Source organism: Polaromonas sp. JS666, assembly GCF_000013865.1.
Lineage (GTDB): Bacteria > Pseudomonadota > Gammaproteobacteria > Burkholderiales > Burkholderiaceae_C > Polaromonas.
In genome coordinates, this window is record NC_007948.1 from 2,594,675 (window position 1) to 2,610,042 (window position 15,368).

The 15,368-nt window shown below is 60.3% G+C and carries 13 protein-coding genes; 7 read left to right on the forward strand and 6 right to left on the reverse strand.

Annotated features, from left to right (window positions below):
* Positions 1–10: 10 nt before the first annotated feature.
* Positions 11–961, forward strand: a complete 951-nt coding sequence (gcvA, locus tag BPRO_RS12320) for a transcriptional regulator GcvA (RefSeq protein WP_011483395.1) — start codon at positions 11–13, stop codon at positions 959–961.
* Between the two features lie 750 nt (positions 962–1,711).
* On the opposite strand, the gene BPRO_RS30910 is transcribed toward gcvA, so the two are convergent.
* Together BPRO_RS30910 and BPRO_RS12330 are read right to left on the reverse strand one after the other, a co-directional pair.
* Entirely contained in the window at positions 1,712–2,110 is a 399-nt protein-coding gene (locus tag BPRO_RS30910) for a hypothetical protein (protein WP_041388801.1), read from the reverse strand.
* Positions 2,111–2,243: 133 nt separating this feature from the next.
* Positions 2,244–3,155, reverse strand: coding sequence for a LysR substrate-binding domain-containing protein (locus tag BPRO_RS12330; protein ID WP_011483397.1), 912 nt, complete (start codon positions 3,153–3,155; stop codon positions 2,244–2,246).
* 144 nt (positions 3,156–3,299) lie between these two features.
* Between BPRO_RS12330 and BPRO_RS12335 the strand changes: the two genes are divergently transcribed.
* The 6 genes from BPRO_RS12335 (at position 3,300) to tnpC (ending at position 11,088) form a co-directional block, all read left to right on the forward strand.
* Positions 3,300–4,904 (forward strand): FAD-binding oxidoreductase, encoded by a 1,605-nt coding sequence (locus BPRO_RS12335; RefSeq protein ID WP_041388802.1) that lies wholly within the window; start codon positions 3,300–3,302, stop codon positions 4,902–4,904.
* 24 nt (positions 4,905–4,928) lie between these two features.
* Positions 4,929–6,152, forward strand: coding sequence for a CaiB/BaiF CoA transferase family protein (locus BPRO_RS12340; protein ID WP_011483399.1), 1,224 nt, complete (start codon positions 4,929–4,931; stop codon positions 6,150–6,152).
* A gap of 61 nt (positions 6,153–6,213) precedes the next feature.
* On the forward strand, positions 6,214–7,197 hold the full coding sequence (locus tag BPRO_RS12345; RefSeq protein WP_049764121.1) for a Bug family tripartite tricarboxylate transporter substrate binding protein: 984 nt from the start codon (positions 6,214–6,216) through the stop codon (positions 7,195–7,197).
* Between the two features lie 364 nt (positions 7,198–7,561).
* Positions 7,562–7,702 (forward strand): hypothetical protein, encoded by a 141-nt coding sequence (locus BPRO_RS30135; protein ID WP_198140929.1) that lies wholly within the window; start codon positions 7,562–7,564, stop codon positions 7,700–7,702.
* Positions 7,703–10,744, forward strand: a complete 3,042-nt coding sequence (locus BPRO_RS12350; protein WP_011483401.1) for a Tn3 family transposase — start codon at positions 7,703–7,705, stop codon at positions 10,742–10,744.
* Positions 10,741–11,088, forward strand: a complete 348-nt coding sequence (gene tnpC, locus BPRO_RS12355; protein ID WP_011483402.1) for a Tn3 family transposase post-transcriptional regulator TnpC — start codon at positions 10,741–10,743, stop codon at positions 11,086–11,088. Before BPRO_RS12350 ends, tnpC begins: the two co-directional genes overlap by 4 nt.
* Positions 11,089–11,724: 636 nt before the next feature.
* Here the strand turns inward: tnpC and BPRO_RS12360 are convergent.
* From BPRO_RS12360 to BPRO_RS12375, 4 genes are all read right to left on the reverse strand, one after another.
* Entirely contained in the window at positions 11,725–12,822 is a 1,098-nt protein-coding gene (locus BPRO_RS12360; protein WP_011483403.1) for a DNA-binding protein, read from the reverse strand.
* Positions 12,823–13,057: 235 nt separating this feature from the next.
* Positions 13,058–14,308, reverse strand: a complete 1,251-nt coding sequence (locus BPRO_RS12365) for an MFS transporter (RefSeq protein ID WP_232291396.1) — start codon at positions 14,306–14,308, stop codon at positions 13,058–13,060.
* A complete protein-coding gene (locus tag BPRO_RS12370; RefSeq protein WP_157045791.1) occupies positions 14,305–14,832 on the reverse strand; it encodes a hypothetical protein in 528 nt (175 codons plus the stop codon). Before BPRO_RS12370 ends, BPRO_RS12365 begins: the two co-directional genes overlap by 4 nt.
* A 181-nt stretch (positions 14,833–15,013) precedes the next feature.
* Positions 15,014–15,292 carry a metal-sensing transcriptional repressor gene (locus tag BPRO_RS12375; RefSeq protein ID WP_011483406.1) on the reverse strand — a complete coding sequence of 93 codons (279 nt, stop codon included), beginning with the start codon at positions 15,290–15,292 and terminating at the stop codon, positions 15,014–15,016.
* Positions 15,293–15,368 lie beyond the last annotated feature (76 nt).

The window sequence follows — 15,368 nt, forward strand, 5'->3', positions numbered from 1 at the left end:
CTAACACTTAATGCAAAAACTACCGCCACTCAATTCGATACGCGCTTTCGAAGTCGCTGGCAGGTTGCGCAGCTTTTCGCGCGCTGCCGACGAGCTTTCAGTGACTCACGGCGCAGTAAGTCACCAGATCAGGTCGCTGGAAGAGTGGCTGGGGGTGGCCCTGTTTCGGCGGTTGGGGAAATCTGTGGCGCTGACGGACCAGGGGAGGCTCTACCTCGATTCGGTCAGCCCGGCATTGGCCGCCATTGCGTCGGCGTCGCGAAGCATCAGCGCGCATGAGGTTCTGCGCGTCAATGCGCTTCCCACGTTCACGATGCGCTGGCTGTTCCCCAGGCTCGCGCAATTCCGTTCGCAGCATCCCCACATCGAAGTGCAAATCTCCACGGGCCTCGAACCCATGAGCAAACTGCCCGCCAACATCGATGTGGTGATTCGCCGTGAACCCCAGGAGGTCACGGGCTTGACCAAGGTGCGCATGGTATCCGAATGCGCCTTCCCAGTCTGTTCACCCACCTTGCTGAGCCAGCTGCCGCTGGCGCACATCACCGACCTGGGTCTTCATACCATCCTGCAATGCCCAGCCCGGCCCCTGGCGTGGGACGACTGGCTGGCCTTCGCGCACCACAGTCGCGTGGTACCAGCCCAATCACTTGAACTCGAGCACCTGTATTTTTGCCTGCAGGCGGCCATAGATGGCATCGGCGTGGCCATGGGCTATTCCCCCTTGGTGGCCACAGACATCGCCGCCGGCCGCCTCGTCGCGCCCTTCGGTCGCGTGACCCTGGACACTCCAGGCTATTTCCTAATCACGCGGACCGAACGCCAGCATGATCCAGTAGTTAAAACTTTTTGTGATTGGCTGCTGGAACAAGGCGCCAATTTCGATGCCGAGATGAATGCCTTGCTAAAAGCAACACCGATTGACAACGACCTGCATCGCCATCAAACCATGTTGCCGTAGCATTGACTTCACTAACCGCGCACCACGCGAGCTGATTGGAAATGAACCGACTTGCGCACCATGGGGGAATCGTACTTTTTGGGCAAATCGGTGCGCTTGAGGTGGAAAGCGTTAATCAAATTAAAGGCTTACGCAGGAACACCTTGGCGTGCCCTCGTGCTTTCGTCAAGTGCTTGTTTTGCAACGGATCTTTCTTGCCATCCGCACCGATTTGCCTAAAAAATACGATTCCCCCAGGTTGCACTTGCTCAGGGACATCATCGGACACAACGCCAATGTAGGTGGTATATATAGCAGGCCGACTGGTCCGGCTTGCAGCGCTTGAGCCTCAAGTCGCACCTGAGACTGCTGGAGCTGGTCGAGACCAGCGATGCAAACGGTGTGGAGCGGCTCTGGCAGTAGCACATGAAGAAGGCTACCTGCTCAATAACTAGGGTGAGACCAAGGTCATCGACCTTTTCCGGTAGCGCCTGCTCCCAACCCAAAACAGGGGTTGCATCCCGCTTCAGCCCCGGCTTCGCTGAACCTCTTCGCGCACGGTGTCCGCCAACTCGGCCAGCGCAACAGCGCATCCGCTGTCCAGGCGCGCGCGGTCCTTGTCTTCGCCGCCGCGCACGCAGCCGATAACCTCGACCGAATCGGCGCCAAGTCATCCCCGCTGAGCTCACGGGAAAAATAGCGCGACGCGGCTACAGGGCATCAATTTGAGGGGCGTATTCCGCTTTCAGCATTGACGCCCTCAAATGGCGATTAAACAGTGAACAGGAAAACCAATGGAATCAAGGGCTTACCAGGCCACCCCTGCGCCAGTGCTCGTTCTCCTACCGTCACTTTTGACAACGAAAACAAATCGACCCCAACAGGATCCGACTGAGTGTGCCAACCAAGAGATTCGGGCATCCAGTCCAAGCGAAGGCGTGTTTGAGACTCGTGTGCATTCAATGTCGTGCGGCTGTACCTCAACCCGCCCGAGACCGCCATCGTCTCCAGCTGTGACAAGATAAGCCAGATCCAGGAGGTCAACCGCGCCCAGCCGGGCTTGCCGTTGAAGCCCGGAGACGCGCCTCCGATTACAAGCACCACGGCATCAGCACGCGTTGCTGCGCTCAACACGCTGGACAGCACCATGATCGCCATGTTCTTGTCCATGCCACAACGCCAAAACCGACAGCAAGGATCGCCCCTGCGGGTCTATCGTCAGCCACGCATTGCCGCGTAACGTATTGTCATCGCCCTTCGAGGCAAGTCCGTGAGATGTTCGACCGATCATCAATCCAGGTATTCAGTGGTTCGAGTCCGACGGCCGGCGCAATCTGCTGCTGAGTGCAATCGCACGGACGATGGAGGCGAACGCGCGCATCGGCGCCGTCTTGTCTACATCGCGCTTCCAGAGGATCCCTGGCGTACGCATGGGCGTTGGGCTCTCCAGTGGGACTGCGCGCAGCGTGGAGCGGTCCCGCACCGCGTTTTCGGAAACGATGGCGCCGATCTGCGTTCTTTCCACCAGTGCCAGCATGGGGGCGAGCGTATTCATTTCCACAACCACGAGAGGCTCGGCATCACATGCACGAAAGCACTCATCGAGCATGGCGCGGGTCGCGAAAGCTTCTGGCAGCAATACCAGAGGCTGCCGATGAAGCTCCACCAACCGGATTCGCTTCCGACCGGCGAGTGGATGCTGGGGCGAAACGACTAAGACCATTTGCTCGTTGTACAGGGGCTCGAACCAAAGGTCGCCCACGGTGCGTGGCCGGTAGGAAATCCCCAGATCTAGCGCCCCTGAGGCCAGCCTTTCTCCTATGTCGTCAGCAGTGAACTCACTCGCGGCCACTTTCACGGTGGGGTGCCGTACCAACAGGGTGGCGATGCATTCGGGAATGAATCCTTGGTTGAACGTATGTGTGGAGCCGATGCGCAATTTGCCTGTAAGGCCCCGGGCAGACTCTTTCAATGCGGCCACGCCCTGATCGACTTCCTTCAGCGCTTTGGCGGCGTAGCTGAGAAACAATTCTCCTCGTTCCGTGATCAAGACACGTTTGCCCACCCGCTCAAACAAGAGCTCCCCAATCTCCTCTTCGAGTTGGCGAATCTGGTGAGACAGGGTGGATTGTGTGATGTGCACCCGTTCTGCGGCGCGGGTGAAATTCAGGCATTCAGCCAAAGCCACGAAATAACGCAAGTGCCTGAGTTCCACTTTTTCTCCTGATGCCAAATCTATCGATGGTATCGATGATTTTTGTTGAAAATAATCATTGTTATCTTTTGTTGATTCGCCGTCAAATACGCCTACATCTGCAGACGTTGCAATGTAATTCGCTACAAAACCAGGAGACTCACAATGCAAGAGCGCCGCCGAAAATTCTATGGTTGGGGTAACGAAGGAGACACGGTTTCGCCGGCGGAAACCGCCGAGTTCGAATCCGCATGGAGCCGGTTGCTTGGTGTCGACCACTTCGAGGCTGTACCGTTCCCGAAGGAGGAAGACATTGACCTTCGCGCGCCGCGCATCCAGGCGCCGGCGTCCCTCGCGGCAATCTGCACGACCGACAAATACGATCGCCTGTACCACACCTATGGAGCGGGCACCGTCGACGTAGCGCGGGCATTGCGCAAGGAGTTTCGCAACCCGCCCGACGTCATCGCCTACCCCAGAACGGAAGAGGACATCGTTGATCTGTACGACTGGTGCGGCCGACACAACCTGGCTGCCATCCCGTACGGCGGCGGAACCAGCGTTGTCGGCGGCGTCAATCCACCTGAGTACGACCGATACCGAGGCGTCGTCACCATCGACCTGAAGCATTTCGACAAGGTACTGGAAGTGGATGCCAAGTCGCAGTCAGCGCGAATTCAGGCCGGTGTTCTCGGCCCTAGCCTGGAAAAGCAGCTCAAACCCACTGGACTGACCATGCGCTTCTTCTTGCAGGCGTGGGAGTTCTCATCACTCGGCGGGTGGATTGCCACCCGCGCCGCAGGCCACTTCGCGACGGCCTATACGCAGATCGACGACCATGTTCAAAGTCTCAAGGTGGTCACGCCCTCGGGCAACATCGAATCGCGCCGTTTCCCAGTTTCAGGCTCCGGTCCCAATCCCGATCGACTGTTTCTCGGCTCTGAGGGAGCCTTGGGCATCATCACCGAGGCCTGGGTCAGGCTCCATCGCCGGCCGGTCTTCCGCAAGATGACAACAGTGCGCTTCAGCGTTTATGAAAATGCGGTCGAAGCGACCCGCTTGCTCTCGCAGTCCGGATTGAATCCCTCCAATGCCCGCCTGATCGAACGGGAAGAGGCGGCCTACACCGGATCCAGCGACGGAAGCTACGACATTCTGGTGCTCGGCTTTGAATCAGCTGATCACCCGGTCGATGTCTGGATGAACCGCGCACTGGAAATCTGCGCTGAGTGCTCCGGCGAATGGGACGCCCAGACGCTGAACGACAAGGCGGCGGGATCGGACTCCGACACGGCCAACTGGCGCAACAAATTCCTGCGCGGACCCTTTCTGCGTGAATACGCAATCGCACGTGGTGTGATGCGCGAAACGATGGAGACCGCCGTCACGTGGGATAAATTTGCCGCATTGCGCGACCATGTCAAGGCCGAAACCCATCGCGCCATCCGAGAAGTGACGGGGCGCAAGGGGTCGGTCACCTGCCGCTTCACCCACCTGTATCCGGACGGCCCGGCGCCGTACTTCACCTGGTTTGCTTATGGCGACAAGTCACGCATTCCCGAGCAATACATGGCAATCAAGCGCATCGGCGAGCAGGCCATGGTCGATGCGGGTGGCACAGTCACCCACCACCACGCTCTGGGACGGGACCATCGACCCTGGTATGACAAAGAGCGGCCGGAACTGTTCTGCGCTGCGATGAAGGCTGCCAAGACAGTCTTCGATCCAAAGCAGATCCTGAACCCGGGCGTCCTGTTCGATCCGAGCTGATTGGTTACACAAAGAAGGCACATCATGGCAGGACCCTTATCCGGCATCAAGGTACTTGATCTCAGCCGAATCCTCGCGGGCCCGTGGAGCACGCAGCTACTTTCCGATTTGGGGGCCGATGTGATCAAAGTCGAGCGACCTGTAGGCGGAGACGATACCAGAGGGTGGGGGCCGCCCTTTCTTGAACGCGAGGATGGTTCGGCAACGGCCGAATCCGCCTATTTTCTCTCTGCCAATCGGGGCAAGCGATCAATCACCGTGGATATCAGTACGCCGGAAGGCCAGGGCATTCTGCGCGAAATGGTAAAGACAGTCGATGTGTTCGTGGAGAACTATAAACTCGGCGACATGAGGCGCTATGGCCTGGATTACGCCGCTCTCTGCGAGATCAATCCAGGCCTGGTTTACTGCTCGATCACAGGTTTCGGCCAAACCGGGCCCTACAGCAGCCGAGCGGGCTACGACTTCGTGATCCAGGCCATGGGGGGGCTGATGAGCATCACCGGGCAGAGTGACGACCAGCCTGGCGGCGGCGCCCAGAAGTGCGGCGTGCCGATCTCCGATCTGATGACCGGCATGTACGCATCGGTCGCCATCGTCAGTGCGTTGTTCGAGCGAACCCGCAGCGGCAAGGGCCAATACATCGACATGAGCCTGCTCGACACCCAGGTCGCCTGGCTCGCCAATCAGGCGTCCAACTACCTCGTATCGGGAAAGCCACCGAAGCGATGGGGCAATGCGCATCCCAATCTCGCCCCCTACCAGTCCTTTGCCGCCAGCGATGGAGAACTGATCGTTGCTGTCGGGAATGACCGCCAATTCGGCGCGCTGTGCCGCACGCTCGGCGTAGAAGGATTGACCAATGACGAACGGTACGCCACCAACGCCCAGCGGCTGCAGCACCGCGCAACGCTTATTCCCGCCTTGTCCGAATTGTTCGCCCATGCATGCAAGAGGCACTGGCTCGATCAACTCGAACGCGCGGGGGTGCCGTGCGGTCCGATCCAGTCTATTCCCGAAGCGCTGACGGACGAGCACGTGCTGGCCCGCGGCATGGTTTTTTCGCTGCCTCATTCCAGCGGCGCCATGGCGCCGCAAATCGCCAATCCCATCAAGTTTTCTAGAACCAGCATCCGCTATCGACGTGCCCCTCCAGCGCTGGGGGAGCACACCGAAGAAATACTGGCCACGGAACTGGGCTGGTCTGCTGAGCAAATTTCCGCCTCGAAGCAAAAGGGAGCGATTTGAGGCCATGACGAGATCGAGGTTCCCAAGGCAGTATTCACCAACGATTACCAGGAGACTTTCAATGACTCAATATCTTCGCCGGATTGCGACGGCGCTCATGCTCATAGGCGCCCTGTGCAGCGGTCAGGCCGCCATCGCCAAGGATTGGCCCACCCAGTCGATCCGCATTGTTCTTCCGTACCCGCCCGGCGGTGCCTCGGATGTCACCGCCAGGCTCTTGGGCATGAAGATGGGACAGGCCTGGGAAACAACGGTCGTCATCGAGAACCGGCCGGGAGCCAACGGCATCATTGCCAACGAAGCCGCGGCCAAATCCCCGGCCGATGGCTACACCATTCTGATGGCCAATCTCGGGCCGAATGCCATCAACCCGGCGGTTTACGCCAAGCTGCCCTACGACACGGTGAAGGATTTCGCGCCCGTCATTCTCACCACGATCGTTCCGCTGGTGATCGTGACCGCGGCTGATTCACCAGTGAAAAGTCTGGCGCAGCTGATTGCCCTGGCCAAGGAAAAGCCCGGGCAAATTACCTTCGGCTCTGCCGGCAAAGGGGCGGGCAGTCATCTTGCCGGTGAACTGCTCGCAGTGACGACCGGGGCCAAGATGCTACACGTGCCGTACAAGGGCGACGCACCAGCGATCATCGACGTGATGGGAGGGCAGCTCACGATCGCGCTGCCCACGGCGCTCGCCGGCGTGCCGCATGTCAAGAACGGGAAACTCCGGGCGCTGGCCGTCACCAGCCAAAAGCGGATCGCATCGTTGCCTGATGTCCCGACGGTGAACGAGGCACTCGGCATCAGCGGCTATGAAGCCGTGTCCTGGGGCGGGCTGATGGTACCCACCGGTACCCCTGCGGAGGTCATTGCCAAAATCAATGCGGAAACCAACAAAGCCCTGCAGATGCCCGATGTCAAAGTGAAGCTGATGGCGCAAGGCGCTGAGATTGTCGGCGGTACGCCGGAGGCCTTCAACACTTTCCTGCGAGCGGAACTCGTCAAGTGGAAGCATGTAGCCGACGTCGCTAAAGTCCGTCTCGACTGACGGAGCGTAGAAAACGGTGTCGGGGCCGCACTGCGCACAGTTGCGCAGTGCGGCCCCGACACCCGGATACTGTTGAGTTTTCCATAATCCATGACATCAACACAGCGTGGCCTGCATCCAGCAATAATGATAGAAGGACGGTTTTGAGCGTTTCTGAGTTTGTTGCGTGCAGTCATGTAGAACTCGCTCAAATTGTGCGGACAGTAGTTGGCCAACGCGTATCGCTTGACCGTCAGGGTGTAGCCCATGAGGTACTTCAACACTCCCATGATCACCATGACCAGGTTCGGCACATCGACACAGGCCACGGTGTCGTCTGGCTGGAGATCTTTGAAGAAGCGGGTGCCGCCGCAGTTCCGGCTCCATGCTGTCGCTGCCGGCGGTGAAGGTGCGGACGGAACGTCCGGGTGGTGAGGTGCAGATTTTTACATTCACCAACAAAGATGACTTCCTGGAGTCGCTGCAGGCTCAGTTGGCTTGCAAGGCGGCTCGGGCCAAGGCGTGAATGGCCAGCATCGAGCGTACCGCCTACCCACGCTTTCAGAGACTGCTGACGGCTCAGGATCTGCAGCGCCTGTTCAGCCCTGCCCCGGAGGAGCTGAACTGGGTCAACGGCTTCGCCCGCCAGGCCGACCGGCGTCTGGCCTTGATGGTGCAGCTCAAGTGCTTCCAGTATCTGCACTACTTCTGCACCATTGACCAGATCCCACCCGAGGTGATTGAACACATCTCGGCCTGCATGGGGTTGCCACCGCAACAGGAAATCACCTATCCGTCGGCCCACCGTTCGCTGTATCGCCATCACGAGGCCGTGCGCAAGCTGCTGGGCGTGCAGCCCTTCACCGGTCCCCGTGCGCGAAACGACGCGGTGCGGATCGCGCGCGAGGTTAGCCAGATCGTCAACACGCGCATCGACATCATCAACATCCTGATTGCCGAATTGGTACGGCTGGACTACGAATTACCGATGTTCGGCGCCCTCGTCAAGATTGCCGAGAAAGAGCACGAAGCCGCCGAGCAGGCGCTTTACACCGGGGTTTGGCAGCGCCTGACGGTCGTCCAGCGCCGCTGGCTCGACGAACTGCTGGCCAGCAAACTGCCCGAGCGACAAACCCGGTACAACGATCTGAAGCGCTCGGCCAAGAAGGCGTCACGCCAGCATCTCGATCAACTGCTGGAGCAACTGCGCTGGCTGGACTCGCTTCCTGACAGTGATGCGCTGTTGGAAGGCGTTCCGGCCACCCGCCTGAAGCACCTCTCCGAAATGGCGGCCGTGATGGACGCCGGCGAAATGAAGGATCTGTCGCCGCCCAAGCGCCACACGCTGACGCTGGCTCTGATGCGGCAGATGCGCGTGCGCGCCCGCGATGACATCGCCGAAATGTTCATTCGCCGCATCGGCGCCTGCCACAACAGCGCGCGCGACGAACTTCAGGCCATCCAGGCGCGCCAACGCGAACTCAGCGAGGAACTGGTCGCCAAACTCGACGATGTGCTCGAGTTGCTGGCGCAGGACCTGGACGACGCCGAGACCGGCCGGCGCGTGCGCGAACTGCTTGCCCCTCACGGCAGTCTGGAACAACTGCGTGCTGACTGCGAGGCGATCCGCGTGTGGAGCGGCAAGAATCATCTGCCGCTGCTGTGGAAACCGTTCAGCAGTTGGCGTGCAGCGATGTTCCGAATGGCGCGCGCCTTGCGCTTCGAGGCCACCACGCAGGACCGCCACCTGATCGACGCTCTTGAGATCGTACTGGCCAACGAGAACCGCAAGGCGGAGTGGGTGGCCGACGAAGTCAATCTGTCGTTCGCATCGCAGCGGTGGCACAAGCTGGTGCGCCGCTCTCACGGTCATGGCCATCCGACCAACCGGCGCCACCTGGAAGTCTGTGTTTTCAGCCACCTGAGCAGTGATCTGCGCAGCGGGGACGTCAGTATCGATGGCTCCGAAGCCTTCGCCGATGACCGCAAGCAGTTGCTGCCATGGGGGGAATGCCAGAAGCGGCTCGCCGTGTACTGCGAGCGCGCCGGCATTGCTGCCACGGCACAGGGATTCTGCGACTCGCTGAAGCGCCTGTTGACCGACACCGCGGCGGAGGTTGATCGGGAATTTCCGCATCACGCGGCTGACGTGACCATCAGCCCCGGCGGCGAACCCACCGTCAAGCGCACGACGGCCAAGGAAATCCCGGCGTCGGCCGTTGCGCTGCACACGACGATCGGCAACCGAGTCGCGCCGCGCAACCTGCTGGACATCCTGCTCAACATCAACCACTGGACCGATTTCACGCGACATTTCGGGCCGCTGTCGGGCGACGACGCACGGCTGCGCAACGCGCGTGCGCGTTACCTGCTCACCACCTTCTCCCTGGGCACAGGCCTGGGCGTCAACCAGGCGGCGCGGCATCTGGCCAACCAGGTGTCGCCTCACCAGCTGTCGTATGCCAACCGGCACCACATGGGCCTGGAGCAGTTGGACGCCGCGCACCGGGACATGACGGAGCTGTACCTGCGGCTGCAGTTGCCCAAGAAGTGGGGTGATGGCACCAAGGTCGCGGCGGACGGCACGCAGTACGATTTCTACGACCAGAACCTGCTGGTGGGCATGCATTTTCGTTACAAGAAAATGGGGGCGGTGGCCTACCGGCATGTGGCCGACAACTATATCGCGGTGTTCCATCACTTCATCCCGCCTGGCGTGCTGGAGGCGATCTACGTGATCGAGGGCCTGCACAAAGCCGGGCTGTCCGTCGAGGCCGACACGGTGTATTCCGACACGCATGGGCAGTCCGAGACGGTGTTCGCGTTCACGCATCTGCTGGGCATTCAGTTGATGCCGCGCATTCGCAACTGGAAGGACCTCAAGTTTTACCGGCCGAACAAGGGCACACACTATAAGCACATCGACCGAATCTTCACCGACGTGGTGAACTGGCAGCTGATCCTCGATCACTGGAAGGACCTGATGCAAATTGCGATCTCGATCCAGGCCGGACGGATTGCCTCGCCCATGCTGCTGCGCAAGCTGAGCAATGAGAGCCGTCACAACCGGTTGTTCGCGGCGGCGCGTGAGTTGGGCCGGGTGCTGCGCACCGTGTACCTGCTGCGCTGGATCAACAGCAAGGAGATGCGTCAGGAGGTGACGGGCGAGACCAACAAGATCGAGTCATATCATGCGTTCACCAAGTGGCTGAACTTCGGCGGCGACGTGATCACCGAGAACGATCCGGTCGAGCAGCAAAAGCGCCTGCGCTACATCGACCTGGTGGCCTCGGCGGTGATCCTGCAGAACACTGTCGACATGATGCGGGTGATCGAGGATCTGCGCGCCGAGGGCGTGGAGGTGGACGAAGCTGACGAGGTCTTCCTGAGTCCCTACGGAACAAGCACCACCAAGCGCTTTGGTAGCTTCCATCTGGACTTGAAGAAGCCGCCCGAGCCGTGGCTGCGCGAATCGCAGTTCAGACAGGCCGCCAAACAGGCGCGCGCCGCCAGCGATAAGATGAAGGACAACACCACGCCCACAAAAGGAAAACGAGGCAAAAAATGAGTGACTCACAGCCATTCATCAATACCGTCTATGGTTGCCTGGATCGGGTAGCCTTGGAGAAGTTGCGCGACAGCTACGACACGACGACCTTGCTGCGAGTGGTCGATGAGCTCGCCGAACTGTTGGGTGATGTGATCGGCGAGGAAGGGTGGCGTGACCGGATGCTGCGTCTACATGGCATGGCGCACACCGTTATCAACGACGCTGGTTTTGCCGGGGCGGCCGATGAGACCTTGCCGGAACTGGCATCGGAGATCACCGGACAAATGCGCGAAGCGATTGCGCGGCTCGAAACTTGGATTCAGCGCATTGAGCCGCTTGAGGAACTGGCGGCGCGGGACTGACGGCGCCGTAGATGCAAACAAATCGCATAAGAAGTGAGTTCTTAAGTTGTTTTTGGCTTAAGTATCATTTTGACCCGTATCCCGGCACGACCCCTAGTACGCCTGGTCAGGTTTTGAAATCGCAGCTGTAACTATGGTCACCTAGCGATCGCGCAGTGACGGTGACCATCAAACCGATGGAGATGGTCAAAGTTACTGCAGTCGGCCATGAATTTACGTAATCTTTCTATCAGACCGTCTAAACGTCGAGCTGACGATATTTAAAGGGGCGTCGACACTGCCGTCAGACACTGGCGTTGGCATTTTTACTTCCAAAAATGACGTCCAAATACGGCGGAAAAGGCGGCTTTCGGAAAACGGCGGATTCCTTAAAACAGTCTGCAGACCGCATGGGTAGTGGACTTGGCCCAGCTTGTTGTCACTTTTACTTCCAAAGTGTAGGCACTTTTATTTCGCCGGACGAGTTTCAACTTGCTCCAACGGTTGGCTGCCGGATTATTTGATTTAACATAATATACATCGTGGAATATCAAACGCGCAGCTGGCCGTACTCCGGCAGCTCGATGGCGGCTTGCATGATCGGCCGTGCCCATTCGAGGGTCGGCCGTGATTCCTGAAAATTTCGCAGAAACGCACTTAAGTCCTTGTCCCCGTTGGCTTTTTCGATTCCCTCTTCGCTGGTCGAACGGCCCCTTCAGCCGGGCTCACAACCACATCAGGCCCAGGCGCCGGCACACTGAAACGCTCCAGCATGCTGGCCACGACCTGCTCCTGAGCCGTGACGGATGACCTAGCCGTCGCCAGCGCCAGTTCCACCTGCTGCTTCGCGGTGAGCAGCTCGTCGACCTTGGCTTGCAACTGCTCGTTCGAGGTGCTGAGCTGCTGGACGGCACTGTCCTGCTCGACCAGGCGCCGGCCCAGCTCCTCGGTGCGCCGTTGCGCAAACCCCAGCTCCTCCTTGAGCGGCCGCAGGCCCCGCACCTCTTCCTGGGCCTGGTGCAGATCGCCCTGGGCGCGCGACAAATCGCCCAGCAAACGCGCGTTGTCCTGAAGGGTGTGGACCGCTTCCTGCTGCTTGGTGGCCAAGGTCTCGTTCACGGTGCGCAATTCGGCCTGCAGGTACTGCACCTGCTGCTCGTGCTTGCGCTGGTCCTGCTCGCGCTGCTCCTTGCTGGATTGCCGGAAATGCTCCAGCGCCTGGCGCGCATGCTGGTGCTTTTCTTCCAGGGATTGGCGATGGCGTTCTTCGGCCGCGATGCGCTCCTGCAGGTCGGCCACCTGCTGGGCGAGCTGCGTGCATTCAAGGGTCTTGCCGTTCAGCGCTTCGCTGGTTTTGCCGTGAGCGGTCTTTTCCTCGGCCAAGATCCGCTGGGTTTGCTCCAGCTGCTGGCGCGTGGACTGGGCCTCGGTTTTCAGGGCCGCAGCGGCTTGCTGGTGCTGGGTCAGCTGCTCGACGTGCCTGGCCTGCGCCGTGGTGACCCGCTCCTCCGCTTCCTCGTTGACCCGGGCCGCCAGGCGGCCCACCAGATCCTGGATCGCCTCGCTGACGGCCACCCGGCTGCCGGTGGCCGGCCCTTCCTCTTCCTCGATCTCCTTCAGGTAGCGATGGATCGTGGTTTTGGAGCCGCTGCCCAGCTCTTCGCGCACGGCGTCGATGGACGGATTGCGCCCCGTGGCCAGCAATTTATCGCGGGCGCGCAGCACTTCAGACTTGTAAATCCCGGCTCTGGCCATGGCCCACCTCTTTATTTCGTACTATAGTATGTACCATGATATTACATACTATTTATGAGGTCAAGGAGTTGGATATTTCGATAAATCTAACATTGGGTAATAGTGGATTATCCAATGTGATGCCGATTTTGGGCTGATTCAGGCGCGGCGTTGGTATGCGTGGACAGACCTGGCCACGGCTGCCATTCGGAAGGTCGGCCGCCAGTCGCACATTCAAGTTGACTGAGGTCAAGGTTCAGCCGGTTTTGGCTGGATGCTCTGCGCCGGGAAGCTCCTCGGGCGGTTGCACACGGCTGAACATGGTCAGCAGCAGGATGTCGTAGACGATCTTCAGGGCTCCACCCACGATCAGCGGCCATCCGAATGCAGACATGCCCAGGAGATAGCCTGCCAACGCGGGACTGGCGGCAGCAGCCAGGCTGCGCGGCACGGATGTCACGCTGGCTGCCGCGGCGCGCTCCTGCGGTGTCACGATGGCCATGACATAAGAGCTTCGCGTAGGCACGTCCATCTGTGACAGCGCGCTCCTGACCAGCAGCAGAATGACCGCGTAAGTCAGGTCGGCACAAAACGGAATCGCGATCAGGCACAGGCTGGACGGCAGATGGGTATAGACCATGGTCTTCACCAAACCAATGCGGCTCGCGATATGAGCCGCCGCCAAGTAGGAAAACGCGGTCAGCAGGCCGGCCCAGAAAAAGATCGAGCCGGCCACTTCGATCGAGAGGCCAAAGCGCTGGTACAGCCACAGGGCCACCAGCGACTGAACCACAAATCCCCCGCCGAAAGCGTCCAGGCTGAACAGCGTCGCCAGCAGGTAGACCCGCTTTTTGGAAGGACCCAGCGCCGAAACCGGTTCGGCGGCTTGCTCGGCAGGCCGTGACGGCAAACCGCGATACAGTCCGGCCATCACCAGAGCCAGCAAGGCATACAGGATGAACATCCCCTGGATGGCGGTCTGCGTCGTAATGCCCGCCACCGGAGCCGCCAATGCGGGCAAGGCCGCGGCCAGGGACCCAAAGGCCGCAAACAGGGTTCCCGTCAGGCTGTAGCGCGCAAAGACAGCCGTGCGGCTCGGGCCTTGGGCATGGCCGGCCAGCATCGCATGCTCCACCGGCATAAAAATGCTCACATCGCCGCCCGATGGATTCAGCGTGCCCACCAGCGCCACCAGCATCAGCGGCCAAAAGCTGTCCAGCGACGCGAAGCCCAGGCCCGTGAGCGCCATCAATGCCGAGGCCGCCAGCAGCAAGGGCCGGTGGTCGAAGCGCGACGCATGGAGGCCAATGAGGAGCGTCAGCACGCCGGACCCCAGCAAGGTCGTGGTCGCGATGAGGCCGACCTGAAAGGCCGACAGCCCAAGATTGAGCAGGTAGACCGGCAGCAGCAGGCTGACAAAGCCGTCGCCAAACCCCCTCATCGCCTTGGCGACCATCAGCCGGTTGAGAGGGGTGAGCCGAAAAACAGGCACGGCCGTTGAGTTCAAGGGGATATCCGGCGCCAGGTAATCGTCGACTCCAGCTGCGCCGGTCCCTCAAGCGGCACGCCATACGGGGCCAGGCTGGTCTGCGCATAGGTGCTCAGGACCAGGTTGGCGCCGGCGTCAACATGGAACACGTAAGTGACGGTTTTGATTTGATCGATCAGCGGCGGCAAGTGGATGCGCGAGGACTCCTGACGGGTCAGGGTGATGCGCCCGGCGCCGCTGCAGTTGAAATCCTTGCCGGCGGCCAATGTGCCCGCTGTGGAGCCCGATGAAATTCGCAGGCCTTCCGCACTCACGTCGATCTGCACCCTGCGGCCTTTTGATGGCGGCTTGCCCAACAGGAAATGGACGAGCGAATCGCCATTGGGCGCGCCCGCATCGCGGTAAAGGCCGCCCAGACCTCGGCAGTCGGCCGCCGCACTATCAACCGCGCGCGCCGCGGTCAGCGGGCCAGGGCCGGCGCAACCCTGCAGCAGCAGGGCCGCCAGCAGGCCATACAGGTCAAAATGCTTGCAGGACAACATGAATCGGTGTGATTTCAAGGCATGGAAACCGGCAAATCCTTCCACCATCAAGCCGCAAGCACCACATAGGGACCGTCGCAGCGGCGATAGCCGCTGCCCTCGGCCTCTTGGCATGTTCCGGCTGCGGCTTGCTGATTCGTTACCTCACCCTCGACTAGGAAGCGGCCAGCGACACGGCCGACTACAAATACTTCGTGATGTCCTTGAACTCGGCAATCGAAGAGCGCACGCTGGCCGGCCCAGCGCTCACCACATCCTCCAGACAGTGATCCAGGTGATCATGGATCACCAGCTTCTTGGCGGCGCTGATGGCTTTTTCCACCGCGTGGAGCTGCTGGGCAATGTCCACGCAGGGACGTTGGTCCTCAATCATGGCAATCACGTTTTGCAGGTGGCCACTGGCGCGCTTCAGGCGCTTGACGACGTCGGGATGGGCGGTGTGCAGGTGAGTTTCGGGCATTGCATATCCTATCCCCCAGGATAAGCTACAGTCAAGTCACCATACCGTTCCCCCTGCGGGCGGGTTTTGAATAGCA